Source organism: Streptomyces lacaronensis (genome assembly GCF_047337785.1).
GTDB lineage: Bacteria > Actinomycetota > Actinomycetes > Streptomycetales > Streptomycetaceae > Streptomyces > Streptomyces lycopersici.
On sequence record NZ_JBLHDK010000003.1, the window covers coordinates 8,156,177 to 8,171,166 of the forward strand.

Annotated in this window: 12 protein-coding genes and 1 pseudogene; 8 read left to right on the forward strand and 5 right to left on the reverse strand. The window is 73.1% G+C overall.

From position 1 onward, the window contains the following. Positions 1-224: 224 nt before the first annotated feature. Both ACMTAK_RS35030 and ACMTAK_RS35035 read left to right on the forward strand, forming a co-directional pair. Positions 225-1,634 (forward strand): aspartate aminotransferase family protein, encoded by a 1,410-nt coding sequence (locus tag ACMTAK_RS35030; RefSeq protein ID WP_413809880.1) that lies wholly within the window; start codon positions 225-227, stop codon positions 1,632-1,634. Then, entirely contained in the window at positions 1,634-2,698 is a 1,065-nt protein-coding gene (locus tag ACMTAK_RS35035) for a 3-hydroxyacyl-CoA dehydrogenase NAD-binding domain-containing protein (protein ID WP_413809881.1), read from the forward strand. Before ACMTAK_RS35030 ends, ACMTAK_RS35035 begins: the two co-directional genes overlap by 1 nt. Here the strand turns inward: ACMTAK_RS35035 and ACMTAK_RS35040 are convergent. Continuing rightward, a complete protein-coding gene (locus tag ACMTAK_RS35040; RefSeq protein ID WP_413809882.1) occupies positions 2,650-3,699 on the reverse strand; it encodes a dihydrodipicolinate reductase in 1,050 nt (349 codons plus the stop codon). The genes ACMTAK_RS35035 and ACMTAK_RS35040 overlap by 49 nt on opposite strands. A gap of 125 nt (positions 3,700-3,824) precedes the next feature. Between ACMTAK_RS35040 and ACMTAK_RS35045 the strand changes: the two genes are divergently transcribed. Then, a complete protein-coding gene (locus ACMTAK_RS35045) occupies positions 3,825-5,282 on the forward strand; it encodes an MFS transporter (protein ID WP_413809883.1) in 1,458 nt (485 codons plus the stop codon). A 5-nt stretch (positions 5,283-5,287) separates the two neighbouring features. Here ACMTAK_RS35045 and ACMTAK_RS35050 read toward each other — a convergent pair whose 3' ends face one another. Beyond that, on the reverse strand, positions 5,288-5,893 hold the full coding sequence (locus ACMTAK_RS35050) for a response regulator (protein WP_413813089.1): 606 nt from the start codon (positions 5,891-5,893) through the stop codon (positions 5,288-5,290). 41 nt (positions 5,894-5,934) lie between these two features. Continuing rightward, complete coding sequence (locus ACMTAK_RS35055; RefSeq protein WP_413809884.1) at positions 5,935-7,122, reverse strand: sensor histidine kinase; 1,188 nt, start codon at positions 7,120-7,122, stop codon at positions 5,935-5,937. Positions 7,123-7,439: 317 nt separating this feature from the next. On the opposite strand from ACMTAK_RS35055, the gene ACMTAK_RS35060 reads away from it, so the two are divergent. Genes ACMTAK_RS35060 through ACMTAK_RS35070 form a run of 3 tightly spaced genes read left to right on the forward strand, consistent with a single transcriptional unit; the run spans position 7,440 to position 10,368 of the window. Next, on the forward strand, positions 7,440-8,294 hold the full coding sequence (locus tag ACMTAK_RS35060) for a MaoC/PaaZ C-terminal domain-containing protein (RefSeq protein WP_413809885.1): 855 nt from the start codon (positions 7,440-7,442) through the stop codon (positions 8,292-8,294). A gap of 50 nt (positions 8,295-8,344) precedes the next feature. Next, positions 8,345-9,430 (forward strand): Zn-dependent alcohol dehydrogenase, encoded by a 1,086-nt coding sequence (locus ACMTAK_RS35065; protein WP_413809886.1) that lies wholly within the window; start codon positions 8,345-8,347, stop codon positions 9,428-9,430. Next, complete coding sequence (locus ACMTAK_RS35070; protein ID WP_413809887.1) at positions 9,415-10,368, forward strand: 3-oxoacyl-ACP reductase; 954 nt, start codon at positions 9,415-9,417, stop codon at positions 10,366-10,368. Before ACMTAK_RS35065 ends, ACMTAK_RS35070 begins: the two co-directional genes overlap by 16 nt. 148 nt (positions 10,369-10,516) lie before the next feature. Here ACMTAK_RS35070 and ACMTAK_RS35075 read toward each other — a convergent pair whose 3' ends face one another. Further along, a complete protein-coding gene (locus tag ACMTAK_RS35075; protein WP_210947434.1) occupies positions 10,517-10,678 on the reverse strand; it encodes a hypothetical protein in 162 nt (53 codons plus the stop codon). Positions 10,679-11,607: 929 nt separating this feature from the next. Further along, positions 11,608-12,765, reverse strand: a pseudogene (locus ACMTAK_RS35080) (hypothetical protein); the annotation flags it as partial. 227 nt (positions 12,766-12,992) lie between these two features. Between ACMTAK_RS35080 and ACMTAK_RS35085 the strand changes: the two are divergent. Both ACMTAK_RS35085 and ACMTAK_RS35090 read left to right on the forward strand, forming a co-directional pair. Next, positions 12,993-14,027, forward strand: coding sequence for an ABC transporter substrate-binding protein (locus ACMTAK_RS35085; RefSeq protein WP_413809888.1), 1,035 nt, complete (start codon positions 12,993-12,995; stop codon positions 14,025-14,027). A gap of 100 nt (positions 14,028-14,127) precedes the next feature. Next, the gene (locus ACMTAK_RS35090; RefSeq protein WP_413809889.1) at positions 14,128-14,976 is read left to right on the forward strand and encodes a Nif3-like dinuclear metal center hexameric protein; all 849 of its coding nucleotides are present in this window, start codon (positions 14,128-14,130) and stop codon (positions 14,974-14,976) included. Positions 14,977-14,990 lie beyond the last annotated feature (14 nt).

Below are 14,990 nucleotides of genomic sequence, written 5' to 3' on the forward strand. Positions count from 1 at the left end.
ACTTTTCCGATGCGGGGCAGCGGTTCGACCGCGGTCCGGGTATTCACCCTCCACTGATTCCCGGTGCCGATGCGCCCTGGTGCTGCCCCTCACTCGACGTCGTGGCCCCTGAAGGGCCGTGACCGAGCGCGGCTTCACCGGCCGGCCGGCACGGTGCCGACGATCCATAGTCCGATGTGGCCGTCCAGGCGCTCGGAGCGCCGTTGCTCCGTGAAAGGTGGATCATGACCAGTGCGCCAACCGCACGAGCGGAAGAGCGGGATCTCGCCCGGCTGGGCAAGCTCATCGAGGCCTCGGAGAAGCGGCTCGTCGACCGGATGCGGCGGTCGTTCGAGCTGCGGGAGGCCGCGCGTGCCACCCTCGCCGGGGGCGTCGCCTCGTCGTGGCAGGACGCCGAACCCGGTGCGATCTGGATCGAGCGGGGCGAGGGCGGGCGGGTCCGGGACGCCGACGGCACCGAGTACGTCGATCTGCACGGCGGTTTCGGGGCCAATCTGGCGGGCCACGCCCACCCGGCCATCGTCGGCGCGGTCGAGCGGCGGGTGCGCCTTGGCACCCACTTCGGTCTGCCGACCGAGGATCTGATCGCCGTCTCACGGCTGTTGGCGGAACGCTTCGGCCTGCCGTTGTGGCGGTTCGGCAACTCCGGGACCGAGGCCACCATGGACGCCGTCCATCTGATGCGGGTGGCCACCGGCCGCAAGAAGATCATCAAGGTGGAGGGGGCCTACCACGGACACCACGACTCGGTTCAGGTGTCCACGTTCCCCCTCCCGGGGCAGGGTGACATCGGACCGGACCACCGGCCGCGCTCGGTGCCGTCCGGGCCGGCGTACTTACCGGAGTCCGCCGATCTGACGCTCGCCGTGCCGTTCGGCGACATCGACGCGGTGCGCACCGCACTGGAGGAGAACCCGGATTCCGTCGCCGGAATGATCGTCGAGCCCGTGATGCTGAACATCGGCGTGGTCCTCCCGCCCCCGGGCTACCTCGCCGCACTGCGCGACCTGCTGCACGCCCACGGTGCGTATCTCGCCTACGACGAGGTGAAGACGGGTCTGGCGGTGGCGCCCGGCGGAGCCACCGAGCTGCTCGGCGTCACCCCCGACCTCGTATGCCTGGCCAAGGCGCTCGGCGGCGGACTCCCCTGCGGGGCCATCGGCGGCACCGCCGCACTGATGGAACTGATCGCGGACAACAGCTATCAGCAGGTCGGTACGTTCAACGGCAACCCGATGACCATGGCGGCGGCCCGCGCGATGCTGACGGAAGTCCTCACCCCCGGGGCATACGCGCATCTGGAGGCCCTGCGCACCACCATCGTGACCGGCGTGAGCGAGCTGATGGCGCGCTACGGCATCCCGGGCCATGTCGTCTCCGCCGGGGCCAAGGGCGCGGTCATCTTCACCGACCGGCTGCGCGGCTACCGCGACTTCCTCCGCTCGCCCGCCCCGTGGCGGCGCGCCCACTGGCTCTACCAGGTGGGCGGCGGGGTCCTGCTGCCGTCGTGGGGCAAGTCCGAGCAGTTCACCCTGTCGGTGCAGCACACCCGGGACGATGTGCGACGGTACGTGGCCAACTTCGAGCGGCTGTGCCGGGATGTGCGCGGGGGCGCCCCGGGCGGTGTCCGCTGATGGCCGCCGGGGAGTGGGAGAAGTCCGCACAGGGGGGCATACGGGAGCCGGAGTCGGTCCGCACCGTCGCCGTCGTCGGCACCGGCCTCATCGGAGGCGGCTGGGCCGCGCACTTCCTGCGGATGGGCTATGACGTCATCGCCCATGACCCCGCGCCGGGCGCCCCCGACGGGCTGAACGCGCTGGTGGACCGCGCCTGGCCCGCCGTGGAGCGGCTCGGCCTCGCCGACGGGGCGCGGCGGGACAGGCTGAGCTTCACCGGCTCCCTCTCCGAGGCGGTGTCCGTGGCCGACTTCGTCCAGGAATCCGTCCCCGAACGGCTGGATACGAAGGTCCGAGTGCTGGCCGCGATCGACGCGGCGGCACCCCGAGGCGTCGTGGTCGCCTCGAGCACATCCGGCTTCGCCATGACCGATATGCAGACGGCGTGCCGCACCCCCGGACGGTTCGTGGTCGGCCATCCGTTCAACCCGCCCTATCTCATCCCCCTGGTGGAGGTGGTCGGCGGCCGGGCCACCGACCCGGCCGCGGTCGCCTGGGCCGACCGCTTCTACCGCCACACCGGGAAGACGCCCCTGACCCTGGACCGGGAGCTGCCCGGGTTCATCGCCAACCGCCTCCAGGAGGCGCTGTGGCGCGAGGTGCTGCACATGGTCGCCGCCGGTGAGGCCACCGTCGGCCAGGTGGACACCGCGATAGTCCACGGTCCCGGGCTGCGCTGGGCGCTGCTGGGGCCGTGCCTGACCTCCCATCTGGCGGGCGGCCCCGGCGGGATGGCCCATATGCTCGACCAGTTCGGCCCGGGGCTGCTCGACCCCCTGACCAGGCTCGACGCCCCCGAGCTGACGGAGGAGCTGTACGAGCGGATGGTCACCGGAAGCGAGGAGGCGGCAGGGGGACGGTCCGTGGCCGAACTGGTCGAGGAACGGGACGCCTTTCTGATCGATCTGCTGCTGCTCCTGGAACGGCACACCCGGCGCTGGGGCCGCCGCGCGGAGCCGTCCGCGCCGCCGCCCTACCCGGCGGACGCCCTGCCCGAGGACGCCTTACCCAAGGAAGCCTGATAGCGGAGCTGTGGCAGCCGGTCGACGGTCACCAGCCCCGGCTCCGCCCGGACGACGTCCGGGATCCGGTTGATGAGCGTGGTGCAGGTGGTGTCCCGGGTCATCACCCGGTCGTTGCGCAGGTGCAGCGTCGGCCGCCCGGTGGCGCGCCACTCGTTGAAGTCCGTCTCGCCCGCCTCGTACACCTTGCCGGTCGAGCTGATGACCAGGTCCACGCCCTCCTCGGTGTGCAGGGTGTCGGTGTCGGTGTAGCCGAGCAGCCTGCCCTCGGCGATGTCCTTGCCGAGCGCCGCACAGGGAGTCGTCCTCGCGGCGACGAAGGGCGTGGTCCGGGTCTCCGGCCGCCCCGGTGTCAGCCCGATGGCGGCGGCCAGGGCGTAGAGCGCGGTCCGGCCGAAGGTGGGTTTCCGGGCGGTGCCCGCGAGCCATTCGCCGAACTCCGCCACCGTGCTGTCGACATGCTGCTGCCGCGCCACGGCCGGCCCGAAGTCGTCCACGTTCCAGGACAGTTCGCCCTCCACCGTGTGCAGCGTCTGGGCCGAGCCCGCCAGGACGGAGACCAGGCCGACCCAGTAGGTGTCCTGGTGTCCGGTGCCGGTCACGGTGACCCCGTGCCGCTTGGCGAGCTCGTCCAGTTGCCGCGCCCGCGCCCCGGAGGTCGGGAACGGGTACAGCATCTCCTCGGCCAGCGTGAGCACATTGGCGCCCGCTCGGACGATGGTCGCGTAGATGTCGTACATGGCCTGGTTGAGATAGGTGTCGACGGCGACCGCCACCGCGTCCGGCGCGGTCTCCGCGAGCGTCTCCTCGGCGTCGCAGCGGACCGGGACCCCGAGCGGGGGAAGGCCCGCGAGGGTGCCCAGGTCCTTGCCCACCTTGTCGGAGCCGGGCCGGGTGATCGCGGCGACGATCGGCACTCCGCGCTCGTGCAGCAGCCTGGTGATGTGCAATCCCATGGCCCCTGGACCGTAGATGGCGACTTTCGTGGCGCTGTCGGTCATGCTCTCCTCCGGTGTTGCCGGCTCGACGAGGGATTTCCTTCGTAGGTCTACTAGGTCTTGCGCCCTGCCGAAATGCGCCGAAACGCCGATGCGTACGACGGGTTCCGGATGCGAGCATCGCCGTCATGTCCACCCCAGCGCCCCTCCCCTCGGAAACCGCAGCCACCGCCCGGCCCCCGCGCGCCTCGCCCCCGGTCTGGGCGGTCCTGCTGGCCGCCTGCTCCGGGCAGTTCCTGGTGGTGCTCGACATCTCGGTGGTGAACGTCGCGCTGCCGTCGATGCGTACCGACCTGGGGCTCGGCGGGACCGCGCTGCAATGGGTGGTGAACGCCTACGCGCTCACCTTCGCCGGGTTCCTGCTGCTCGGCGGGCGCGCGGCCGATCTCTTCGGGCGCAAACGGGTCTTCCTCGCCGGGCTCGGCCTGTTCACCGCGGCCAGCCTCGCCGGTGGCGTCGCCCAGGAGCCCTGGCAGCTGATCGCCGCCCGCGCGCTCCAGGGCCTCGGCGCGGCCGTGCTCTCCCCGGCCACCCTCACCATCCTCACCACCACCTTCCCGACCGGCGCGGCCCGCACCCGGGCCATCGGCACCTGGACGGCGGTCGGCGCGGGCGGGGGCGCGGCGGGCGGGCTGGTCGGCGGTGTGCTCACCGAGTATCTGTCCTGGCGCTGGGTGCTGCTGGTCAATGTGCCGGTCGGGGTCGTGGTGCTGGCGGCAGCGGCGGTGTGGCTGACCGAGGGCCGCTCCGGAGTGGTACGGCGGCTCGACATACCGGGCGCGGTGCTGGTCACGGCGGGCGTCGCGGCGCTCGCGTACGGCATCGTGCAGACCGAACCGCACGGCTGGACCGCCGCCGCCTCCCTCGTACCGCTGCTCGCCGGGCTTGTGCTGCTCGCGGTGTTCGTGGCCGTCGAGGCGCGTACGCGGGAGCCGCTGATGCCGCTGCGGCTGTTCCGCGTCCGGGCGGTGTCGGCGGCGAACGCGGTGATGGTGGTGTGCGGCGGCGGCATGTTCGCCATGTGGTACCTCATGTCGCTCTACCTGCAGAACGTGTTGCACTTCAGCCCGGTCAAGGCCGGGCTGGCCTTCCTCCCGCACAGCCTGTCGATCGTCCTCGGCTCGAAGCTCGCGCCCCGGCTGATGGCCCGGATGGACGGCAAACCGCTGGCGATCGCGGGCGGTTCGCTGGCCGTCGTCGGCTACGCGTGGCAGAGCCGGATGGGCGCCGACGGCACCTACGTGGGGACGGTCCTGGGCCCCGCGATCATCATGTCGCTCGGGAGCGGGCTGATGATGACCCCGCTCGCCGCCTCCGCCACCTCCGGAGCCGCCCCCTCCGAGGCGGGGCTGGTGTCCGGGCTGGTCAACACCTCACGGCAGATCGGCGGCGCGCTCGGCCTGACGGTGCTGGCCACGGTCGCGGCCGAGCGGATCACGGCGCACGGCGGGGCCGGACCGGAGGCGCTCGCGGCCGGGTACGGTCACGCCTTCGTCGTGGCCACCGGGATCATCGCGACGGCGGTGGTGCTGATGGCCGTCCTGCTGCCGCGGACGCCCGCGGTCACCCGCGGCGGCTCCTCGTAGCCGACTTACAGCCAGCCGTTCCGGCGGGCGGCGCGGACGGCCTCCATGCGGTTGCGGGTCTGGGTCTTGCCGATGGCCGAGGAGAGATAGTTGCGCACGGTGGCGGGGGAGAGGTGCACCCTGGCCGCGATGTCCGCCACCGTCGCCCCGTCCACCGCCGCCGAGAGCACATCGCGCTCGCGCTGCGTCAGCGGGTTGGGGCCCGCGCTGAGGGCGGCGGCGGCCAGGCCTGGGTCGATCACCCGCTCACCGGCCAGCACCCGGCGGATCGCCACGGCCAGCTCCTCCACCGGGCCGTCCTTGACCAGGAACCCGGCCGCCCCCGCCTCCATCGCCCGGCGCAGATAGCCGGGGCGGCCGAAGGTGGTGAGGATCAGCACCTGGCACTCCGGCAGCGCCTCGCGCAGCGCGGCGGCCGCGTCCAGACCACTGCGGCCGGGCAGCTCGATGTCGAGCAGCGCCACATCGGGCCGGGTCTCCAGGGCCCGGGGCACGATCTCGTCCCCGTTCCCGAGCTGCGCGACGATCGCGAAGTCGTCCTCGAGCCCGAGCAGCAGGGCGAGGGCGCCCCGCATCATCCCCTGGTCCTCGGCGAGCAGGAGCTTGATCACGCCTGTCGCATCCTGCACGCCCTTCGCGTCTTCCGCCTCGTTCACGCCGTCCGGGCTCCCTCGACCTCGGCCTCCACCACGTCCTCCGTATCCACCGGCAGTTCGGCGACGAGCCGGAAGCCCCGGCGCCCGCCGGGGCCGGACTCCAGCGAGCCGCCCGCCGTGGACAGCCGCTCGGCCAGGCCCTTGAGCCCGGTACCGCCGACCTCCGGACTGCCGTCCGCGTTCGTACCGGTGGCACGGGAGCCTACGCCGACCCCGTCGTCCGTGATCTCCAGCCGAACCCGGTCCATGCCGCTCCGCACCTCGATCTCGCACCGGGACGCCCCGCTGTGCCGCACCACATTGGTGACCCCCTCGCGGACCACCCACCCCAGCAGCGCCTCGGTCTGCGGGGCCAGCGGCGGCCCCTCGCGGCGGACGACGGCCTCGATACCGGCGGCGTCCAGCGCCGAGCGGGCCCGGTCCAGCTCGGTGGCCAGGCTGCCCTCGCGATAGCCGGTCACGGCCTCGCGGATCTCGGTGAGCGCCTGCCGCCCCACCGCCTCGATGTCCGCGGCCTGCCCCAGCGCGGCCTCCAGGTTCTTCGGGGCGAGCCGGCGCACCGCCTCCGCCTTGACCACGACGACCGACATGGTGTGGCCGAGCAGGTCGTGCAGATCGCGGGAGAACCGCAGCCGTTCCTTCTCCACCGCCGTACGGGCCAGCTCCTGGCGGGTCGCGCGGAGCTGGGCCACGGTCTCGAAGAGCGACAGGATGGCCGCCGTCACCAGACCGGACAGCATGGTGCCGTAACTGACCGTGAGCGAGTCCGAGGGGCCGCCGCGGAGCCCGGCGATGATTCCTGAGGAGGCGGACAGGGTGAGGATGACGGGCCCCAGCTGCCGCCTCCCCCCGCGCAGCACGATTCCGGAGGCCAGCGACAGCAGCGGGAAGCACAGCAGCCAGTTCCCGGCGTAGCCGATGCCCAGCGCGTAGGTGACCGCCGCCAGCCCGGCGAGCGCCAGCGGCGGGGTCCTGGTGTGGCGGCGGCGCTCGTCGAGGGCGGTGAAGACGGTGGTGAGGTAGAGCGCGATGAAGGCCGCCACCCCCGCTCCGCCGAGCCAGGGCAGCGGCGTCTTCTCCTTGAAGAGCGCCTGTACGTCCCCCGTGAGCATGAAGAGCCAGGGCACGAAGGCCCGGCGGCCCGGTGGCTTGAGGCGTTCGATGCGCGCGGCGGTGGCATACATGCGTCCGACCTTATGGATCCCCGTATGAGCTGGGCAGATGCGGATGTCGGGGGATGGCCGTGACATTTGTCCCAGGGTCTTCGTCACCCGGCCAACCGCTACCTGACGGGCCGTCAGCAGAGGGCGTCGACACCCTTCCCCCTTCGGGGCGATTGGGCTATACAGGGTGCCATCGGCTAGAACGCGTTCTACATGTCCACGCGGACGACGCGACCCTGCCGACCAGCGACGACCCCGGCGCGGCCGACGGTGCGGACGGGCGGGCCGGGGTCTTCGGACCGTGGACCGGCGAGCGGACCAAGGAGTGGTGTCGCCCTATGCCCATCGATGTCGCGAAGGCCGTCTCGGCCGAGCCCCGGAGCACGGCTCTCATCTGGGGGCAGAAGGACATCCAGCTCTACCACCTGGGCATCGGCGCCGGAATCCCCGCCACCGACCCCCAGGAGCTCCGCTACACCCTGGAGAGCAAGCTCCATGTGCTCCCCAGCTTCGCGACCGTCGCGGGCGGCGGGATGGCGGTCGCCGGGGGCCTGGCCGCACCCGGTATCGACGTCGACCTCGCCGCCGTCCTGCACGGCGGCCAGACCGTCGAACTGCACCGGCCCATCCCGCTCGGCGGGGACGCCACCCAGACCTCGAAGGTCGCCGCCGTCTACGACAAGGGCAAGGCGGCGGTCATCGTGCTGCGCTCCGACGTGGCCGACGCGGACGGTCCGCTGTGGACCTGCGACACCCGGATCTTCGTCCGGGGCGAGGGCGGCTTCGGCGGTGAGCGCGGCCCATCCGACCGCCTGGAGCCCCCGGCCCGTGAGCCGGACCGCACCGTGGAGCGGGCCATCCGCGAGGACCAGGCGCTGCTCTACCGGCTCTCCGGGGACTGGAACCCGCTCCACGCCGACCCCGAGTTCGCCAAGGTGGCGGGGTTCGAGAAGCCCATCCTGCACGGACTGTGCTCGTACGGGATGGTGCTCAAGGCGGTCGTGGACACGGCGCTGGACGGGGAGGTGGCCCGGGTGCGCTCGTACACCACCCGCTTCGCCGGGGTGGCCTACCCGGGGGAGACCCTGCGCGTCCGGATGTGGCAGGACGAGGGGCGCGTCCAGGTGACGGCGACCGCCGTCGAGCGGGACGACGCACCGGTCCTCACCGACACCATCGTCGAACACACCTGAGATCACGCCACACCTGAGATCACGCACGCTCGACATCACGAGGAGCCGCTGTGCGCGCAGCCGTACTGCACGAGACGGGACAGGACAAGCTCGAAGTCCTCGACGACATCGAGGCGGTGGGCTTCGGCCCCGGCAAGGTCCGGCTGCGGCTGAGGGCCACCGGGCTGTGCCACTCCGACCTCTCCGCGATGGCCGGGGTGCTGCCGCAGCCCGCGCCGTTCGTCCCCGGCCACGAGGGCGCGGGCGAGATCGTCGACGTGGGTGACGGGGTGACCGGGCTGAGCGCCGGCGACCGGGTGCTGGTGTGCTGGCTGCCCGCGTGCGGCGGCTGTCCGTCCTGTCAACGCGGTCAGACCGAGCTGTGCATGACCGGGTTCATGAACGCCGGAACCCCCAACTTCCGGCGCCCGGGCGGCAGTCCGGAGGACGTCTTCGGGATGTCCGGGACCGGCACCTTCGCCGAGGAGATCGTCCTGGCCGCGCCCTGCGCCGTGCCGATCCCCGACGACGTCCCGTACGACATCGCGGCCCTCATCGGCTGCGGGGTGACCACCGGGCTCGGGGCCGTCTTCAACACCGCCCGGGTGGAGGCCGGTTCCTCGGTCGCGGTCATCGGCTGCGGCGGGGTGGGCATCAGCGTCATCCAGGGGGCGAGGGCGTCGGGCGCCGCGCAGATCGTCGCTGTCGACCCCGTGGAGTCGCGGCGCGAGGCCGCGCTGCGCTTCGGCGCCACCGAGGCGGTGACCCCGGACGGTCTCGACACCGCCAAGAACGGCGTCACGGCGGGCGAGGGCTTCGACTACGTCTTCGAGGTCGTGGGCCGCTCCGCCACCGCCCGCCGGGCGTACGAGATCACCCGGCGCGGCGGCACGCTGTGCGTGGTCGGCGCCGGGGCGCTGGACGACTTCCTCCAGTTCAACATGTTCGAGCTGTTCTTCGACGAGAAGCGGATCCTGCCCTCGCTGTACGGCGGCGGCGATGTGCTCCGCTCCTACCGGCGCACCATCGACCTGTGGCGGGCGGGCCGGATAGACCTCGAAGGGCTGATCACCCACCGGGTGCGGCTCGGCGAGATCAACGACGCGATCGGCCAGATGCGGACCGGGGAGGCGCTGCGCACATGCATCGAGATGTGACGGGCCCGCTGACCGGGAGGACCGCGATCGTCACCGGCGCCGGGCGCGGCCTCGGCCGCGCCGAGGCCCTGGAGCTGGCGCGGCTGGGCGCCAGTGTCGTCGTCAACGACTACGGACAGGGCGGACGCGACGGCAGCGGCGAGGCATCGGCGGGCCCCGCCGAGCAGGTGGCCGAGGAGATCCGCGCGGCCGGTGGCCGGGCCACGGCCCACGCGGGCGACGTGGCCGACCACACGCAGGCGGGCGAGCTGGTCCGGCTCGCGATCGACACCTACGGCGCGCTGGACATCCTGGTCAACAACGCGGGCATCCTGCGTGACCGGATGGTCTTCTCGATGAGCGAGGACGAGTGGGACTCGGTGATCCGGGTCCATCTCAAGGGCCACTTCAACACCATCCGCTTCGCCGCCGCGCACTGGCGCGAGCGGTCCAAGGCGGCGGACGGCGGCCCGGTGCACGGCCGGATCGTGAACACCTCCTCCGAGGCGTTCCTCGTCGGTTCGCCGGGCCAGCCGAACTACGCGGCGGCCAAGGGCGGCATCGTCGGGCTCACCACCTCCACGGCGGCTGCCCTCGCCAAGTACGGGGTGACGGCCAACACCATCTGCCCGCGCGCCCGCACCCGGATGACCGAGGACGTCTTCGCCGGCTTCGAGCGCCCGGAGGACGGCCGCCTCGACGCCCTCGCCCCCGAACACGCGGCCCCGCTGGTCGGCTATCTCGCCTCACCGGCCGCGGCCAAGGTGAACGGCCAGGTGTTCGTGGTGCACGGCGGCATGCTGGCGATCCTGGAGCGGCCGAAGGTGGCGGCGAAGGTGGACGCGAAGGGGGACGCCTTCGACTTCGAGGAGCTGGACGCGGCGCTGACGCCGTACTTCGCGGAGCGGGGCGGGGAGGGCTTCGCGGCGGTGGAGGTGCTGGGGCTCAAGCGGGGGTGAGGTGCCGTTCGGCCGGAGGAGGGCCGGCCGGGGGCACCCCGCGATCGCCGGACGGGCCGGACTTCCGGGGGGAAATCCAGCCCGTCCCGCGATCGGGGACGGCCCTGAGGTGCCTACGGTCCTGAGGTCGTGAGGGTCCTCGGGGTCCTCAGGAGCCGTTCTCGTTCGGGCGACGGTGGCGGCCGTGGGCCGGTGCCTGGGTCTCCTCGGACGCGGCCTGCCCCCGGTGCTTGCCCTGAGCGCCATCGGCCTGGGCCGCGGCGGCGTCCCGCGGGCGCGCCTGGGTCGTGTCGATGTGGGTTTCGGACATGGTGGGTACGTCACCCCGTCAGATCGCTTGTACTGTGCGAAAGGGGCTGGCCACGATGTCGCACGACGTTCCATGCGCATTACCCGAGGCGTCCCGCACGCGGACGGAACGCGGGACTGCGCAGCCCCTGGCCGAGTCTAACCAATCGGGTGATCCCGGACCCAGCGGGGTGGCCGGGGCCGGGGTGGCCGCGCGAGCGGCGCCTGCTGGAGCGGTACGGGCCGCAGGGCGGGGGTCAGACCGGTCCCGGGAGCGGGTTCCGGCTCGGGCCCCATCTCCTGCTCGACCCCGGCCCACGACCCGGTCCCACCCCACGGCTCGACCCCGGACCCGCACTCGGGCTCCGGCACCCGCTCGTGCACGGGCAGCGGCGTCGGCTCGTCCACGGGCATCGGCACCGGCCGGTGTACGGCCAACGGCGCCCGCTCCCGCAGCGGCATCGGCTCGGGCGCCCGGGACGGCGTCGGCGTCGGCTCGGCTACCGGCCCGGACGCCCGCACGGGGACGGACGCGCCGGGCCCGCCGACCCGGGTCCACGGTGTGATCCTGGTCGCGGCCCCGGCCGCGGGCGTCGTCGTCCGCGACGCCTGAACGACCCGCGCTTCGGCCGGAACCGGACCGGATCTGCGTGTCACCGGCGCGACCCGCCGCGCCCCGGCCGCCTCGTCCGGCTGCCACGGAGCCGTCGCGTCGTCCCGTTGCCACAGCGCTTCCGGCGTCCGGGCCGGGGTCGGGCCGGACACCTCCGCCACCGGGCCGGAGGGCTCGGTCATCGGGGTCACGCGCGCGATCCGCCGCGCTCCCGTCGCGTCGTCCGGCCCCCACGGTGCCGCCGTGTCGCCCGGTCTCCAGGGCCCCGCCGTGTCGTCCCGCCCCCTCGGCCCCGTCGGTTCTTCGGGTCTCCACCGCGCCTCCGCCGACCCGAACGACGCCACCCCTGACGGTTCCGCCGCGCTCGCGGCGTTGTGCGTGGCGCCGCTCGTACCGCCCGGCGCCGCCGACACCCATGAGCCCCCCGAAGGCCTCGGCGCCGCCCCCGCCGCCCCGGATGGGCGGACCCGGGCCAGCCCGCAGGGCACCTGGGGGGTGACGTACGGCAGGCACAGCTCGCCGCCCCTCGTCCACAGGCCCGCCCCCGGGAGCCAGCCCTCCGGGGCCGGGAACTCGCGCAGCCGCCGCTCCGCCGGGCGCCATACGCCCACCCACGGCCGCCCGGTCCCGCCGCCGGACCCGGAGCCGCCCCGTCCGTCGATGCGGAAGGCGACCGCGCACACCTCGGGTGTCAGCACCTGCCCCGGCTGCACCGCGAACGGCGTGGCCTCCGACCACCCCGCGGGCCGCAGACAGTCCGGGAACCGCACCGGCCGGGTGCTGCCCAGCACGCCCCACCCCAGCCGCCGCTCGCCGGGCGCGTCGGACCGTACGAGCAGCAGACCGCTGTCGGGGTCGGCGAGCAGCAGCCGGTCGTCGCTGCGCTCGGTGATCTGGAGCAGCGGGCTGGTCTCGCCGCCGCGCCGCAAGTCGACCACCACGGTCTTGGTGCGGCCGTCGAGTTCGCGGTCGAGGGCCAGCAGCCGGCCCGTACGGTCCAGCCAACTGCCGCCCGTACAGCGGCCGGGCACCTCGGCCAGGTGCTGGGGGGCGAGGACGCCGCCGCCGAACAGCAGCCAGACGGAGGTGGACCGCGGCCCGCGTCCCAGCGCGAACGCGCACAGGCCGCCGGGCGCGGGCGGCAGCAGCGAGACCTCGGCGCCGTCGATGCCGCCGAGCGGACGCTCACCGGTGCCGGGGCCGGTCGGGTAGAGCAGCGAGAAGGCGTGGTGGCCGGCCACCTGGCGGTGGATGAGCACCTGCCCGTCGGCCAGTGGCAGCAACTCGCTGTCCGGCTCCTCGGGCTGGGCGGCGGGCAGCGGTACGGCGTAGGGCTCCGGGCCGTCCAGCGTCCAGCGCTCGGGGTACCAGCAGCCCGCCTCCCCGCTGAGCGCGAGCCGCGCGCCGTACGAGCGGTCCGAGGCGATGGTGAAACCCCCTCGTGGCCGGTCGCCGACGCCCCCGGTGAGGGCGGTGTCGAAGGCACAGGCAGTCATCGGTCAGTCACCTCCGGCCACTGAACGTAGTTTTCGCACGTCCTGCCGAAGGCCGTAATGGGCGAGCTCCACCCGTAAGTGTGGCTCTTGCCCGATTCGCCTGAGAGGTCGGGGGTGAATGTGCTGTAAGCGACGCGGGGATGGTTTGTGATTAAAGTAAGGCACACCTAAGTGCGATCGGCGCGCTCGTGGACACGGGCGCGCCCGGCTATCCCTGGAGCTCCGTCATGTCCCTGCGCGCCCGCGGCAGTGCCGCCCTCGCCCTCGCCCTGGCCGGGGCGCTCTCCCTCACCGCCTGTGGATCCTCGGACGGCGGCGCGGGTGGCGGCAAGCGCGATGGCGGGGGCGGGAAGTCCGTCGCCCAGGGCGGCAAGGACTTCGGCAAGGCGGCCGAGGAGACCGCGAAGCTGGGCACCGACGCGCGGCCCGGCGCGTTCCCCCGCACCATCACCCACGCGATGGGCGAGACCGAGCTCAAGAGCAAGCCGAAGCGGGTCGTGGTGCTCGACGTCGGCGAGCTCGACAACGTGGTCTCGCTGGGGCTGAAGCCGGTCGGCTACGCCCCCTCCGAGGGCGACCAGGCCATGCCCGACTACCTCAAGAAGGACGCCGGGAACCCGAAGAACGTCGGCACCATCAACAACCTCAACCTCGAGGCCATCAACGCCCTCCACCCCGATCTGATCCTCGGCAGCAAGCTGCGCGCCGAGCCGCTCTACGACGAGCTGAAGCAGATCGCCCCGACCGTGTTCTCCATCCGCCCCGGCTTCACCTGGAAGGAGAACTACCGCCTCAACGCCGCGGCCCTGGACCGCACCGCCGAGGCCGAGCGCAACCTCGACGCGTACGAGAAGAAGGCCGAGAAGCTGGGCGAGGACATCGGCGCGGACAAGCCGACGATCACCATGCTCCGCTTCATGCCGCAGGCCACCCGGCTCTACGCCAAGGCGTCCTTCATCGGCACCATCCTCCAGGACGTCGGTCTGCCGCGCCCGAAGAACCAGCAGATCAACGATCTCGCCGCGGAGATCGGCCCGGAGCGGATCGACGAGGCCGACGCCGACTGGATCTTCACCGGTGTCTACGGCGACCCCAAGGCCACCAAGCGCGACCAGGCGCAGTCCAACCCGCTGTGGAAGAAGCTGAAGGCGGTCAAGGCGGGCCGGGCCAAGAACGTGGACGAGGAGACCTGGTACCTGGGCCTCGGCGTCACCGCCGCCGACCGGGTCCTGGACGACCTGCGCGGCTACCTCGTCCACTGAGCCCGCCCCTTCGGACCGTCGCACGGACGCCCTCGGGGCCGTCGCGCTGAGTGAAGGCCGGGGCAGGGCTCAGCCGTGATCCGGGAGGTAGCCTTGCCCCGTGCCCGCACTCAACGACGTCCTCGCCGCACTCGACGCCCTCTGGCCGCCCGAGCGGGCGGAGCAGTGGGACGCCGTCGGCACGGTGTGCGGTGAACCCGACGCCGAGGTCACCCGCGTGCTGTTCGCCGTCGACCCGGTTCAGGAAGTGGCCGACGAGGCGGTGGATCTCGGCGCCGATCTGCTGATCACCCACCATCCGCTCTATCTGCGGGGGACGACCACGGTCGCCGCCTCCACCTTCAAGGGCCGGGTGGTGCACACCCTGATCAAGCACGACATCGCCCTGCATGTCGCGCACACCAACGCCGACACCGCCGACCCCGGCGTCTCCGACGCCCTCGCCGGCGCGCTCGACCTGCGGATCGTCGGTCCGCTGGTGCCCGACGCGACCGACCCCGAGGGCCGCCGGGGGCTGGGCCGGATCTGCGAGCTCGACCACCCCGAGACGCTGCGGGAGTTCGCCGAGCGCGCCGCCGCCCGGCTGCCCGCCACCGCGCAGGGGATCCGCGCCGCGGGCGACCCGGACCGTAACGTCCACCGGGTGGCCGTCAGCGGCGGCTCCGGCGACAGCCTCTTCGACGCGGTGCGCGCGGCCGGGGTCGACGCGTTCCTCACCGCCGATCTGCGCCACCACCCGTCCTCGGAGGCGCGGGAGCACAGCGATCTCGCCCTGCTGGACGCCGCGCACTGGGCCACCGAATGGCCCTGGACCGAGCAGGCCGCGGCCCAGCTGGACGAGATCTCCGACCGGCACGGCTGGGGTCTGCGGACGCATGTCTCCCGTATCGTGACCGATCCCTGGACGGCCCACGCCGCGGCCCCCGCCGCCCCTCGCTCGACTCCCTGACCTCGTTTCCGTCC